We start from the raw sequence: 12949 nt of genomic DNA on the forward strand, positions 1-12949 counted from the left end.
TTCAATCAGGATTAAAGTAATCTCTGTAAAGTGCAAATAGGACTTTGTAGTATCATTGTAAACTACATCTAGTATTAAGTAATAATCTGTCAACTTATTTTAGGATGGGTCCAACTTCTAATATTCTATTGAATAATCTGGGTTTAATGTATCGAATTGAGGTTTGGGGAAAGGTAATTCAGGTTTTTATTGGAAGCTAGCAGGCCACTAAGGTCTAAATACTCAATATAGGCTATCAACAGATCCTGATAGACATTGTTTCTTTGGTTTTTGAGCTCTACTCTGTATTGTTCTAGCTTAATCACAGCACCGGGAGTAGGGTTTTGCTCAACTCTTTCTGATAGAATTACACTTCTAGACAATTTATCATCTATAAGCTTTATTAGCTGATAAAGTGAACTGACCTTTTTTGTTATCGATGTGAGTTCGAAATCGACTTCTTCATAAGTTTGATCTACATTGTTTTGACTTTCTATTAGGTCAAATCGATCTCTGGCCAGGTCAGCTTTCTTTTTATTGACTATTGGTATAGATATCCCAATTTGAAAACCCAGGTGATCATTGAAATCCGAACCTTGATCCAGGTCCATATTGGCTTGCATAAAGCCGATGTTTCCGAAAGATTCAGATTTGTTGACCTGATACATTCGCTTTTTTAGATCAAATTTTGAATCGGCTAGTGTTTTATGAATGTTCTGTAATTGGGATGTGTCATATGCATAAACTAATTCTAAAATTTTTGCTGGTTTTATCATCTTCCAGTCTTTCCATGTTACCTCACTTTGTGATTCATTTTGAATGGGAATGATTGCATCTAGATGATCTAGTTCAAGTGTCGTTCTTTTAATTTCTAATTCTGAAATTCTCGATTCGATCTCTATTAAGTCAACCGGATCTAGGTTTTTACCGGTAGAAATGTCAGTATCGACCGTTAATTTTTTGACTTGTAGTTCTTCGTCGATCAGCTGAAGTTTTTGATACTGATAGTAGCTAGTAATCAATATGAGATAGCGCTTTTTTAATTCTTTGCTGATGGCGAGGGAATAATTAATTTCAGAAACTTCCTTCAATTGACTCTGATAGGATTTGTTGGCTTTTATCTCCCACGGATTGGTAGGGGAAACCCGAAATCGATAATCATCAATGGTCTCGTTGTAATGTTTGGCCTTTGCTCTGATTTCAACTTCTCGAATCCATGAAGATTTGATTGGATCATCATCCAAAAAAGTCAATTCCTGCTCATAGAGCTTTACTTTCAGCGCTTCGTAAGACCCATTTAAAAAATCATCAACAAAAGTGCCTTGTTGAGCAAATGCTTGATTCATTAATGAAGAGCATGTGATCACAAGACTCAGACAAATGCTGTTAATAGTCCAATATGACAAATACTTTCTCTCCATTTAAAAATTTGCTTTCTTCTGGTATTTTGATAAATATTTCTCTTCCCCAGGAAGGGAGCTGATCAAAGGTTCTCAATCGCTCTGGGTATTCGATAATTCTGCTGCCTACTTCCACGATTGTTCCTTGAATTCTGTATTGACGATTGGTTGATTCTACCAATACTTCACTTCCACTGGTTAAATCTGTGTTGTTGTGTTCATTGGTGAAGGCTCTGATGATGGTCGGATTGTTTTCATAGACAGAAAGCATATTGGTATAGGAAGGAACTAGTTGATCAATTTCGATATTGATGCTGCCGATGGCCCCATCTACTCGAGCATACTGAATAAGCTCAAACTCTTCTTCATTGAGGAGGTTAATCTGTTTTTTTAAAAGGGTGATCTCGGCAAGGGTATTCGTTTGTTCCAATTCAAAAACTGAGTTGATTTCACTCAATTTTAGTCCATGCTCACGATCAAGCAATGCTAACTCCTCACCCAACAGTGTGAGTTTGTTTTGAAGTATAGAATCGGGTGCAGACCTATATTCAAAATTTAAACGTTTCAAATCGCCAAGGACTTTGCTTCTTTGGTCAAGTGTGAGGTTGATTTCTTCTATTTCAGCATTTAACTGTTTCTTTTTGAGGTCATATTCCAGGTCGTTGAGGTATTGTTTGTTTCTTTTCTGCAGCTCTTTCTTGTTCTGATTACTCTGTAGTAGGGCGATTTTGTTTTCGATGTTTTCTTTTTCAAGCAAAAGGTCCGGACGTTCCACTTTTAGTAAACGATCACCCGATTTTACTTGCTGACCAGGAACTACGTAAATTTCTTTTACACGGACTGTCTTTTGGAAACTGATCGTATAACTATTTGGCTCTACTTCTGCCAGAATAGCCGCTGAGTCTTCGGAATTGAATGCTATAAAGGCTAAAACAACCGCCAAACAGATCCAAAAGATGAATAATAGATAGTTTTTCATGTTTTAGATTTTGTCAAGGTTGTCATCTCGCTCTATTTTGATATTGGATATTCCTTCCTCATCATTGAGAGTTGCAAACAATTGATCTCTATCTGTCTCCTTTTTGAGAATGAGAAAATATCCTAGTCTCTTGCCTAATTTGGTGCTGCTTAAGTTTGTGAGTCGGATGTATTCACAATATTCGTCCAGAATTGCTGGTATATTTCGATCATCATATTCATTGCTCACGATGAGTTGAAGAGAGCATTCTTTCGCAATGGTAACACCTCCGAATTTGGAAAAATGAAGGAGCATGGCTATAAAGCAGAATACAACAGTTCCGGCTAATGCTATGGAATATCCATATACACCAGAAGCTACTCCAACAGAGAGTGTAGAGAATATGAAGATAATGTTACGTGGATTCTGAACAGTTACCCGAAATCGTATAATTGCAATAGCTCCGATGATTCCGAAACCTGCAGCTACATTGTTGCCAACAGCCATAATCACCATACAGCTAACTACTGCACTCAGTATCATCGCCTGTAAGAAATTCCTTGAAAAGGCCATTTCCTTATTCGTGAGATAATAAGTGAAAGCAATTATCGAACTTAAAACGAACGATAAGAGGATTGAAAATAAGGCAACTTTGAATGAAGGATATTCATACAAAGTTTCTTTAGTTAGAGATTCTAGCATCAGTATTACTTAACATTCCCTTAACAATATAAAGAGTTCTGTTTGTATAACGATACCAGCTTTATTGAATTATTTAAACCATTTTCTCAATCTATACTTCAGATGGACAGTTGTTCGATGGATTGATTTTTTGTTGATTGAATAACAATATTCTTTTGTTGATGAAATTGGTTAGCTCATAGATCAAAGCGATTGAAGGCACTTTTTCAAGCTAGTCCTCCAGTGAGGAATATTTTTTTCAAATATTTTTTCAAATTTTGATTTATCCATCACGCTGTAGTGTGGACGAGCTGCTGGTGTAGGGTATTTCTCAGTAGGAATCGGTTGAACCTTGGTGTCGATTGACTTGTATTCGAAGATCGCACAGGTGAAATCATACCATGAAGCGACCCCTTGATTGCTGTAGTGATACAACCCGTAATTCGTACTTCCAGAACTGATAATATCCAGAATTGATTGTGCTAAATCACGCGCATAAGTAGGGGAGCCAATTTGATCAGCTATGATGTTCAATTCATCACGATTTTCGGAGAGCTTGATCATGGTTTTGACAAAGTTGTTTCCAAAAGTGGAATACAACCAGGATGTTCTAAAAATGAAATATTTATCCAGTGACTTTGCTACTTCCAGTTCTCCATTCAGCTTTGATACACCATAGTAGTTAACAGGAGAAGTCGCTTGATCTTCTTTCAAAGGTTTAGATGAAGTGCCATCAAAGACAAAGTCTGTAGAAATATGAAAAAGCGTGACATCATATTCCTTGCATAGCTCAGCGAGATTCTTACTTCCTAAAACATTGATATTGTCACAGGCGGTACGGTCATCTTCAGCTTTATCTACAGCCGTATATGCTGCGCAATTGATGCAAAAATCAAAGTTGCCCTGCTCGAATGCAGTCTTTAGTCCATCTTTATTGGTAATATCCATCTCCGGATAGTCCGAAAAAGTAAACTCGAAGGTCGAATACTGATCTTTTAAGAATTGTAATTCAGAACCTAACTGCCCTCCACTACCTGTGACTAATATTTTCATCTCTATAAGTTAATTAATCTTTGTTGACTGTCTACTTCGTGTAAATTTAAGATTCCTTGCCTTCGGCGTAATCTCTAAGATATTCGTAACGATCTGTTAAATCTCCACCTTCAGTAATGGTCGCACGTTTGATTACTTCTTTGCTGTCATCACCTAGCAATTCAGGCAGAACATTATTCAATAGCTCATTACCAAAACTTTCTGAAGCATCTCGTGGTAATTCGCACGGAAGATTATCTACAGCCATTACAGTGATGTTGCCTTCATCAGTAAATGCGGCTTCTACCTGATCATCACTTGGGTTATAATCATAAACAGGATCTTCGATAGTACTTGGTTGTTTGGTACTAGGAATGGATCCTTCTATGTCACATGTGATATCTGCAATTACGTTGATTTTGAAATCACTTTTTACAATGTCTTCACGCTTGAACAGTACGGGAGAATGTGGATCCCAGTAAGCAGCAGCGATTAGTAGATCAGTTGTATGAGCAAATTTCAGGAAATCTGAATCATAGTTTTCAGGAGTTTTATAGAACTCATGACGGCTAAACTCACCACCTTCTTTTCTTACATGATAATCTCGAGTATTCAATTGTGTGAATACAGGGTAGTCAAACTCTTTAGTCAGATATTCGGCCGGGGAAACTTTTCGGATGCTCATACCATGCATTACCTCTATAGATCCTTTGGCTACTCGACCACCACCGGTTATAGCAATCTTGATCGCAGGAAGTTTTACTTTGCTATATTCTGTCTTGAGGTCTTCAAGGTCAAAACACTCATGTGCAGGTCGAAGATGGAATAAGTTGTATCGGTTTCCGTAAGTCAATACACCATTGTAAGCTCCTACAATACCTGCCCATCTACCAAAGGCAATAATTCTTTTGCCAGATTGGTCTGTGAGGGTTTCATAATCAACCATTCGTATTTTCTTATCCAAGAGCTCACGCATTAGCTTTTGGTTGTATGGTTGTTTTTTGATGGTATGTGAAAAGAAGAAATAAGTCTTTCCCTCTAGCAAAGATGGAATTGGAACTTCTTTCACACCAAGTAGAATGTCACAGTCATCGACATTGTCAACAATCTGAATATCCTCATTTTGATAGTCTTCATCTGTGAAACAGCGTATGTCAGAAGATTGTACAACCAATTCAATGTCTTTGAATCGTTCTTTTACTTGTCTCGCTTGAAATGGAGTAAGTGGTACACGTCTGTCAATAGGTACTTTTCCTTCCTTAATTATTCCAATCTTAACTGCTGCCATAGTGTTGTTTATGTTATCTTGATGGGCGCAAATCTAAACATTTTGATGAGCTGGAATACATATCTTCTTATTGTAGTACTCTGGTCAGGCTATTTGTTACTTCATAGCTTGCTGGCATCACAAACCGCAAAAGATTGGGCATATAAAAACTTAAGAGTAAGGGTTCAGTTTTATAGATTGCTTTACTCTTTGATCAGTACGGTTGGGATTTTTTACATATTCTATCAAATGCTCATTATCCCAAGTCATGAATTGTTTTTGCCAACAGGTTGGTTGAAATATGTGTCCATGATTATAGCTTCATGGGGAGTTATCATATTGGTAGTTTCATTTCGCTATATGTCTGGTCCTGCTTTTCTTGGCCTCAAGAAAGAAGTGTATTCTGGGTTGATCACTGATGGATTGCATGGATACATAAGACATCCGATTTACACAGGTACCATCTTGGTTTTGGTTGGACTATTGATGTATCATCCCACAGATATTATTCTGATCACTGATTTAGTGATTTTCGCCTATTTACCTTTAGGAATCAAGTGGGAAGAACAGAAGTTAATAGATCAGTTCGGTGAAGCCTATTTGAAATATAAAAAGGAGGTTTCGGCTTTGGTTCCTCGTTTGAGAAGGTAATTGAAGTTAGATTGGCAAGAATTTGCATGTTTTTGGCGAGATCTTAATTGAGAAGATCGATACATTTGAACTCTAAATCGACGCCCTTATGTTTACTAGACCTACCAATATACATCCGCTTGTTGCCTACATCAGAAACTGGCAGGCATTCAATTCCATTGACAGAAAGCAATTTCGTTATTCCATGCTGAAAATATTGATTGGGTGTATTTCAGTGATGATGTTGCTTTCATACATCACACAATAAAGCAGAACTAGTTGATATACCTAATTGCATAGGCTTATCCCGTATTTTAAGTAAATCATGAATCTGTTTGATTTTGCATATCCGTAAGTCAGTAAAATAATAAAGACACTAATCGATATTGATCATGGAAAATAATAGCAAACACCCACTTGTAGCTTACATCGAAAATTGGGAACAGTTCAATCAAGTTATTGACAAGCAGATCAATAATACTTTGGTCAAACTTCTAGTAGTTACATTGCTTACAGGAGGACTGTTTACTTTAGTTTTTGCATAAAAAAAGCATCAACCGGTCGATTGATGCTTCAATATTTGACAATATTAAATCTTACGCTTTTGCCTTGGCTTTAGCATTGTCCACGATTCCTTTAGCTTCATCAATTAAGGCCTTTGACTTAGAAGCATATTTGTCTACCACTTCGTTGTATGTGCCTTTGTATGAATCTAGTTTTTTATCAAGATTCTTTCTTGTTTTCTTGATGTCTTTCTCAATTTTTTTGAGCTTTTGCTTGCTACCTTTTGGATCAGCATAATATGCAATTGCAAGACCTGAAGCGATACCTGCTACTAGAGTTAAAAGTGTTTTACCTGCGCTCATATCTAAAAATATTTAAATTCAATTATTGAAATGTTCTACTATATGAACGTTATAAACTACCTATTGTTTAAAAGAAGCTGAAGATTTCTATCTTAAGCGGATTTCAAAATACTTTTTCGGGGGTGTTTTTTGTACTTAAACCCAGAAAGCAATAATGATAAATCATTGATGACAGCTGATCCTGTAGGTAGACTTCCTGCTCCCTTTCCTATGAATGTTTGTTTGCCAGAATAGCTCGCGTCAATTACTATAGCATTGTTTTCATATTCTATTTCAAACAGGTCATCATTGGAGTTTATTAGCTCTGGCTGTACTTTGATGCTTGTTTTACCGTTTTTTCGAGTAGCAGTTGCAATAGACTTAATTTTCAATCCCTGACTTTTCGCCATTTCATAAAAATGATCCTCCATATTGGTGATTGCTTCCAGTCTTACTTGTTGTAGATCTGTAATGATATCTCCAAAGGCATGATAAGTCAATATGATCAATTTGTACAAAGCATCCTTGCCAGAAATGTCCAAGGTTGGATCGCTTTCAGCAAAACCCTTGTCTTGAGCCAATTGCAACGCATCCTCAAATGACAAACCTTCTTCTCTCATTTTGGAAAGAATGTAGTTGGTTGACCCATTGAGAATTGCTCTGATAGAGGAGATTTCTTGTTGCTTGAAGAACTGCTCCAGATTGTGCAAAATCGGAATGGATCCTGCCACAGCGGCTTCATATAAGAAAGGAGCTTCAAATTGCTCATGCCATGTGGCTACTTCATCTATGTGTTCAGCAATCATCTTTTTGTTGGCAGAGATTACCCCTTTTCCAGCTGTCAGAGCAGTTTTGACGATCTCATAGCTTGCTTCAGCATCGTCAGTTAGTTCTACTATGATGTCAATCTCTGGATCATTTAACAATTCACTCGCTTCCGTAGTGAAAACGGCTGGATCCAGATCCCGGAGTTTCTCACGGTTTTTAATGCATACTGATTTGATGCGTACGTCTAGATGAGAATTCGTTTGCAGGGTTTGATAAAAACCTCTGGCTACTTCTCCAAAACCAAACAATCCAAGGACCTTCGTCATTTTAAAAATTCTTTTAGTAGTTGGGAAATTGTTTCTGCTTCTGTTAAGAATCCATCATGTCCGTAATGGGAGTTGATAATTTCTAATGAAGAGTTAGGAATGTTGGCTGCCAGGAATTTCTGTTCATGAGGAGGGAACAGCATATCACTACTAATTCCTATGACCAATGAACGAGACGTAATTCTTTTTAAGGCTGCCTCTGCAGACCCGAAGTGCCTTCCTAAATGGTGGCTGTCCATAGCTTTGGATAAGCAATAATAGCTCGGCACTGAGAAGCGTTTTCTAAGCTTCTCACCTTGATATTTCTGATAGGAAGATGCTGAAAAATTATCCCAACGTTGATCTACATCCTTTTGTGTGCTATTGTAAGTGTCATAATGACGATACGATAACATAGCGATCGCTCTAGCTGCCTCCAGACCTTTAGCAGAGTCGATATTTTCTAATGCCATGCGCTGTGCCTCATTAAAAGCAATGCCCCAAGGTGAATGGAAGGCATTTGTAGCGAGAGGAACGATGTTCTCAAAAAGTTCAGGTTCCTGAACAGCCCATTCTAAAAGCTGTTGGCCTCCCATCGAGCCACCAATTCCAAGATATATTTTGTCAAGCTCGAGGTGATTTTTCAAAATCTTGTGAGCTTTCACCATGTCATTAATTGTGACCAAAGGGAAATTCATGTTGGTCGGTCCTGTAGTCCCGTAGCAGGAACCCAACATGTTGGCACAGATGATAAAGTGTTCTTCCGGGTTAATTACCTGATCGTATCCTACCATTTCTGGCCACCATTCCTGAGGATTACCATTCGCGGTAAGCGCATGAAATACCCAAACCACATTAGATTTGGTCTCATTAAGTGTGCCCCACGTGGTGTAAGCAATCCGCACATTCTGAAGTGTGTCTCCACACTCCAGAACGATTGGATCTTTAGCCTTGAGGATTATCGATTTAGGCTCTATTTTTGTTGTTTTACTCATTGTCTATTTTCTGAGCGTATATTTTTTCAAATGCTTGTTGGAAGTCAGTTTTGATGTCATCAATGTGCTCTATCCCAACAGAGACTCTTAATAAATTTGGTAATACTCCAGCATGTAGCTGCTCCTCACTGGTCAATTGCTGGTGCGTAGTGGCTGATGGTTGAATGATCAACGTTTTGGCATCACCCACATTTGCTAAATGACTCACAAGCTTCAGATTGTCGATTAAGCCAGTTGCTTCTTCTTTTTCACCTTTGATTGTGAATGACAATACTCCACCAAATCCGTTTCTAAGGTATTTTTTGGCAAGCTCATGGTAGCTACTGCTTTCCAGGCCTGGATAATTTACGGATTCAACCAATGGATGAGATTCCAACCACTGAGCAAGTTCCAATGCATTGTCTACCGTTCTTTGTACTCTCAAGGAAAGTGTTTCTAAACCTTGGGTTAGTAAGAAGCTGTTAAATGGACTTAAGGCAGGGCCAAAATCGCGTAAACCTTCCACTCTGGCTCTGATGGCAAAGGCAATATTTGGCAGACCTAGTGGGTTTCCCTCACCAAAGACATCCCAGAATACCAGGCCATGATAGCCTTCAGATGGCTCTGTAAACTGTGGGAACTTTCCATTCGCCCAATTGAATTTTCCACTGTCGATGATAACTCCACCAACGCTAGTACCATGTCCACCAATCCATTTAGTGGCAGAAGCAGTAACTACTGCTGCTCCGTGCTCAATTGGTCTGAATAAGTATCCACCAGCGCCAAAGGTATTATCGACAACTAATGGAATGTTGTGTTTATCAGCTACTGCTGCAATTGCTTCAAAATCTGGCACATTGAATCCAGGATTCCCTAGTGTTTCCAGATAGATCGCTTTGGTATTATCATCAATTAGTTTTTCAAACTCTTCAGCTTGATCACTTTCTGCAAAGCGGGCTTCTATTCCTAATCTTTTGAAGGCTACTTTGAACTGGTTGTAAGTACCTCCATAAAGGAAGGACGTAGAGACGAAGTTGTCTCCAGCTTGAAGAATATTGTTGAGAGCCAGGAATTGTGCCGCTTGTCCAGAACCGGTTGCCACTGCAGCCACACCACCTTCTAATGCCGCTATTCGCTGTTCGAAAACATCTGTAGTGGGATTCATGATCCTTGTATAGATGTTTCCAAACTCTTTCAATGCGAACAGATTTGCACCATGTTCTGCATTTTTGAATACATAAGAGGTTGTTTGATAAATAGGTACTGCTCGGGAACCGGTAGTTGGATCGACTTCTTGACCTGCGTGTAGTTGTAGTGTTTCGAATTTATAATCAGACATTGCTTTAAAATTTTTGTGTTGAAAAAATGAGTATGTGTGCTTTTCTGACCGGAGACAGTCAAGATGACCTGGCCGGCAGGATTGATCAAGCTGCTTGAATCAAACTTGCGGGATTAGCTCATACAACACATACAGCAAGCATTGCTGATGTAATCAGAAACAATAGAGTGATTGGTTTCACTGCCTTGCAATGAAACGTTTGCTTTCGCGAACGAGATTTTGTTGAATTTCATAACTATCAATTTATCGTTCAGGAATTAGCACCTTCCCGTTTAGGGTGGGGGTTGCTAGCGCTTCTCAGAGCCTGTCTCTCAGCGCTTCTTTATAAATCGATCTAGTACCGATTTGAGATGGCAAACGTAATACGGAAATTTTAGTTTGCAAAAAATCTCAAACTATTCTTGAAGAATTTGATTTTCTTCCAACAAGAATTTACCCGTCCATGGCTTTTTATCCAATGAAGAATAAACCTGTCTAATAGGCTCTGCTTGAGGGAAATCAACACGTGCAGGAAGAATTCCTATTGCCGCTAAGGCACTTCCGAAAAGAGGTTCGTTAACATCTCCTAATGGCCTTAATACCAGGAAGTTGTCTTCAATGACAAGGTCTGGGTAATGGCCATTTGGATAATCCTCTCCATCATTATTTACCAGTTTCACAACGATTGGTTGAATCGCCCAATCATTGGCGTCATTTTCGTCATCATTGATGGTGATGGACCCAACATCTTTTCCTACTGTGGTGTCACCTACCACATATACATCCATGAATGGTTTTAGTGAATTAATCGTTACTTCTGAGGCAGATGCACTTCGGTTGGAAGTCAAAACGTATACAGTTCCTGAGGTTAATTGTGATCCAATGTTTTCTGATTTATCCAAAAAATGAACATTCAGGAAGTCTTCTCCAAGATCTGGATCGTCAAGAATGACTTCTTCCACCTGTGGATTGTACGTTTTCTTAAATACTAAGTCAGCAGAAGAAGCATTTTTGACCATCAAACTAGTCAGGTTTCTTACAGAGGTTTCACTTCCACCAGAGTTAAATCTTAGGTCAAGTATAAAGTCTTGTATTCCTGCAGCTTTAAAGTTGCTGAAAATGGCGTCCATCTGATCATCATAAGCTCCTCCAGATCCTGGAGAGTAGAAATTGTAGACCAGGTATCCTACTTTTTTACCATCAAAATCATACACTGAATCTAATAAAAAAGGGTTTTCAGAATAAACGATAGGGGTCAACGAAACGGACCCTTGATCATCAAACTCTTCAGTCTCAAAATTGAATCTTCTATAAGTTAGCTCATATTCAGAATTAAGACTTGAAAGTAGGTTTTGGTAATTGGAAGTTGTTAACTGTGTGCCATTGATTTCATAAACAATATCACCTCTTTTGAGATTAAGATCAGAAGCCGGTGAGTTTGCTTTGATGTAAGATAATTGCATGATTACATTGGAACTGCCTGATTCTTCCAGATAAAGTTTGAACTCAAATCCAGACTCCAATGATACGCCATTCAATAAATTGACGAGTTCCTCGTAGTTGTCGTAAATAAATGAGAAACGGTCTTTATTGGATAAGAGACTCTCAAAGAAATTTGCAGGATCAACGTTGGTTTCCGGTTTTGATGGTATTTCATCTGTCCAGAAATAATAGAAGTCCATGTTGGCATATATCCAGTTATTTATCTGATCCAATTCAGTTCCTGGATCTTCATCTTTTCCACAAGAGAAAAGAAAAATCAATGAACCAAGGGAAAGAAGAAAAGTAGACTTCAAAATATTTTTCATAACTGGATTTTTAGAACATCTAATTTATGCTAAGCATTTAAAACAAAAAAACCGGCCAAAAAATTTAGCCGGTCTTCAATAAAATATCTAGGAATTAAAATTATGCTAAAACCTTTTTGATGGTCTCTCCAATATCTGCAGGTGAGCTTACCACGTGCACACCATTCTCAGCCATAATTTTCATTTTGGCTTCAGCTGTGTCATCTGCACCGCCAATGATTGCACCTGCGTGACCCATTCTTCTACCTGGAGGCGCTGTTTGTCCAGCGATAAATCCTACAACAGGTTTTTTGTTTCCATTTTCTTTGATCCAACGAGCTGCTTCTGCTTCGTAGTTACCTCCGATTTCACCAATCATTACGATTGCTTCAGTTTCAGGGTCATCCATTAGCAATTGAACGGCTTCTTTAGTAGATGTACCAATGATTGGGTCTCCACCAATACCAATAGCAGTAGTGATACCATATCCAGCTTTTACTACCTGATCAGCAGCTTCGTAAGTTAATGTACCTGATTTAGATACAATACCTACGTTTCCTTTTTTGAATATGAAACCTGGCATGATACCAACTTTAGCACCTTCTGGAGTAATTACTCCAGGGCAGTTAGGACCTACCAAAGTAGCGCCTCTCTTCTTAGCGTATGGTTTCGCAAGCATCATGTCTTTCACAGGAATACCTTCCGTGATGGTTACAATTACCTTGATACCTGCATCAGCAGCCTCCATAATGGCGTCTGCAGCAAATGCTGGTGGCACGAAGATGATAGTTACATCTGCTCCAGTAGCATCAACAGCTTCTTTCACTGTGTTGAATACTGGTTTGTCAAGGTGAGTCTGTCCTCCTTTACCTGGAGTTACTCCACCTACAACATTGCTACCATATTCGATCATCTGTGATGCATGGAACGTACCTTCTGAACCAGTGAATCCCTGAACGATGATCTTAGAATCTTTATTGACTAGAACACTCATTTTGGATTGTT

The 12949-nt window shown here is 38.5% G+C and carries 14 protein-coding genes and 1 riboswitch; of the genes, 3 read left to right on the forward strand and 11 right to left on the reverse strand.

What is annotated here, in order from left to right; all coding sequences use genetic code 11:
* Window positions 1–143: 143 nt before the first annotated feature.
* From NXS00_RS22265 to NXS00_RS22285, 5 genes are all read right to left on the reverse strand, one after another.
* On the reverse strand, window positions 144–1325 hold the full coding sequence (locus NXS00_RS22265) for a hypothetical protein (RefSeq protein WP_258101493.1): 1182 nt from the start codon (window positions 1323–1325) through the stop codon (window positions 144–146).
* A 40-nt stretch (window positions 1326–1365) separates the two neighbouring features.
* On the reverse strand, window positions 1366–2358 hold the full coding sequence (locus NXS00_RS22270) for an HlyD family secretion protein (protein ID WP_258101494.1): 993 nt from the start codon (window positions 2356–2358) through the stop codon (window positions 1366–1368).
* Between the two features lie 3 nt (window positions 2359–2361).
* Entirely contained in the window at window positions 2362–3039 is a 678-nt protein-coding gene (locus tag NXS00_RS22275) for a DUF4956 domain-containing protein (RefSeq protein ID WP_258101495.1), read from the reverse strand.
* A 183-nt stretch (window positions 3040–3222) separates the two neighbouring features.
* A complete protein-coding gene (gene rfbD, locus NXS00_RS22280; RefSeq protein ID WP_258101496.1) occupies window positions 3223–4071 on the reverse strand; it encodes a dTDP-4-dehydrorhamnose reductase in 849 nt (282 codons plus the stop codon).
* A gap of 46 nt (window positions 4072–4117) precedes the next feature.
* On the reverse strand, window positions 4118–5338 hold the full coding sequence (locus NXS00_RS22285; protein ID WP_258101497.1) for an NAD(P)-dependent oxidoreductase: 1221 nt from the start codon (window positions 5336–5338) through the stop codon (window positions 4118–4120).
* A 45-nt stretch (window positions 5339–5383) separates the two neighbouring features.
* On the opposite strand from NXS00_RS22285, the gene NXS00_RS22290 reads away from it, so the two are divergent.
* From NXS00_RS22290 to NXS00_RS22300, 3 genes are all read left to right on the forward strand, one after another.
* Window positions 5384–5968, forward strand: a complete 585-nt coding sequence (locus NXS00_RS22290; protein WP_258101498.1) for a methyltransferase family protein — start codon at window positions 5384–5386, stop codon at window positions 5966–5968.
* An 88-nt stretch (window positions 5969–6056) separates the two neighbouring features.
* Window positions 6057–6215 (forward strand): hypothetical protein, encoded by a 159-nt coding sequence (locus NXS00_RS22295; RefSeq protein ID WP_258101499.1) that lies wholly within the window; start codon window positions 6057–6059, stop codon window positions 6213–6215.
* 124 nt (window positions 6216–6339) lie between these two features.
* Window positions 6340–6492, forward strand: coding sequence for a hypothetical protein (locus tag NXS00_RS22300; RefSeq protein WP_258101500.1), 153 nt, complete (start codon window positions 6340–6342; stop codon window positions 6490–6492).
* Between the two features lie 51 nt (window positions 6493–6543).
* On the opposite strand, the gene NXS00_RS22305 is transcribed toward NXS00_RS22300, so the two are convergent.
* The 6 genes from NXS00_RS22305 to sucD all read right to left on the reverse strand — a co-directional run bounded on the left by NXS00_RS22305 (window position 6544) and on the right by sucD (window position 12938).
* Window positions 6544–6813: a YtxH domain-containing protein gene (locus NXS00_RS22305; protein WP_258101501.1), complete on the reverse strand. Its 270-nt coding sequence runs from the start codon at window positions 6811–6813 to the stop codon at window positions 6544–6546.
* Window positions 6814–6905: 92 nt separating this feature from the next.
* Window positions 6906–7886, reverse strand: coding sequence for a homoserine dehydrogenase (locus tag NXS00_RS22310; RefSeq protein WP_258101502.1), 981 nt, complete (start codon window positions 7884–7886; stop codon window positions 6906–6908).
* Entirely contained in the window at window positions 7883–8860 is a 978-nt protein-coding gene (locus NXS00_RS22315) for a homoserine O-acetyltransferase family protein (RefSeq protein ID WP_258101503.1), read from the reverse strand. The genes NXS00_RS22310 and NXS00_RS22315 overlap by 4 nt, the downstream gene beginning before the upstream one ends.
* Window positions 8853–10178: an O-acetylhomoserine aminocarboxypropyltransferase/cysteine synthase family protein gene (locus tag NXS00_RS22320; RefSeq protein ID WP_258101504.1), complete on the reverse strand. Its 1326-nt coding sequence runs from the start codon at window positions 10176–10178 to the stop codon at window positions 8853–8855. Before NXS00_RS22320 ends, NXS00_RS22315 begins: the two co-directional genes overlap by 8 nt.
* Window positions 10179–10404: 226 nt before the next feature.
* Window positions 10405–10509, reverse strand: a riboswitch (SAM riboswitch).
* 64 nt (window positions 10510–10573) lie between these two features.
* On the reverse strand, window positions 10574–11965 hold the full coding sequence (locus NXS00_RS22325; protein WP_258101505.1) for a S41 family peptidase: 1392 nt from the start codon (window positions 11963–11965) through the stop codon (window positions 10574–10576).
* Window positions 11966–12065: 100 nt separating this feature from the next.
* Window positions 12066–12938: a succinate--CoA ligase subunit alpha gene (gene sucD / locus NXS00_RS22330; RefSeq protein ID WP_258101506.1), complete on the reverse strand. Its 873-nt coding sequence runs from the start codon at window positions 12936–12938 to the stop codon at window positions 12066–12068.
* Window positions 12939–12949: the final 11 nt, after the last annotated feature.

Source organism: Marinoscillum pacificum (genome assembly GCF_024714495.1).
Lineage (GTDB): Bacteria > Bacteroidota > Bacteroidia > Cytophagales > Cyclobacteriaceae > Marinoscillum > Marinoscillum pacificum.

Coding starts and splice junctions, on each gene's coding strand:
- NXS00_RS22265 (WP_258101493.1), bottom strand. CDS start 1,325: ATGAATCAAGCATTTGCTCAACAAGGCACTTTTGTTGATGATTTTTTA.
- NXS00_RS22270 (WP_258101494.1), bottom strand. CDS start 2,358: ATGAAAAACTATCTATTATTCATCTTTTGGATCTGTTTGGCGGTTGTT.
- NXS00_RS22275 (WP_258101495.1), bottom strand. CDS start 3,039: ATGCTAGAATCTCTAACTAAAGAAACTTTGTATGAATATCCTTCATTC.
- rfbD (WP_258101496.1), bottom strand. CDS start 4,071: ATGAAAATATTAGTCACAGGTAGTGGAGGGCAGTTAGGTTCTGAATTA.
- NXS00_RS22285 (WP_258101497.1), bottom strand. CDS start 5,338: ATGGCAGCAGTTAAGATTGGAATAATTAAGGAAGGAAAAGTACCTATT.
- NXS00_RS22290 (WP_258101498.1), top strand. CDS start 5,384: ATGAGCTGGAATACATATCTTCTTATTGTAGTACTCTGGTCAGGCTAT.
- NXS00_RS22295 (WP_258101499.1), top strand. CDS start 6,057: ATGTTTACTAGACCTACCAATATACATCCGCTTGTTGCCTACATCAGA.
- NXS00_RS22300 (WP_258101500.1), top strand. CDS start 6,340: ATGGAAAATAATAGCAAACACCCACTTGTAGCTTACATCGAAAATTGG.
- NXS00_RS22305 (WP_258101501.1), bottom strand. CDS start 6,813: ATGAGCGCAGGTAAAACACTTTTAACTCTAGTAGCAGGTATCGCTTCA.
- NXS00_RS22310 (WP_258101502.1), bottom strand. CDS start 7,886: ATGACGAAGGTCCTTGGATTGTTTGGTTTTGGAGAAGTAGCCAGAGGT.
- NXS00_RS22315 (WP_258101503.1), bottom strand. CDS start 8,860: ATGAGTAAAACAACAAAAATAGAGCCTAAATCGATAATCCTCAAGGCT.
- NXS00_RS22320 (WP_258101504.1), bottom strand. CDS start 10,178: ATGTCTGATTATAAATTCGAAACACTACAACTACACGCAGGTCAAGAA.
- NXS00_RS22325 (WP_258101505.1), bottom strand. CDS start 11,965: ATGAAAAATATTTTGAAGTCTACTTTTCTTCTTTCCCTTGGTTCATTG.
- sucD (WP_258101506.1), bottom strand. CDS start 12,938: ATGAGTGTTCTAGTCAATAAAGATTCTAAGATCATCGTTCAGGGATTC.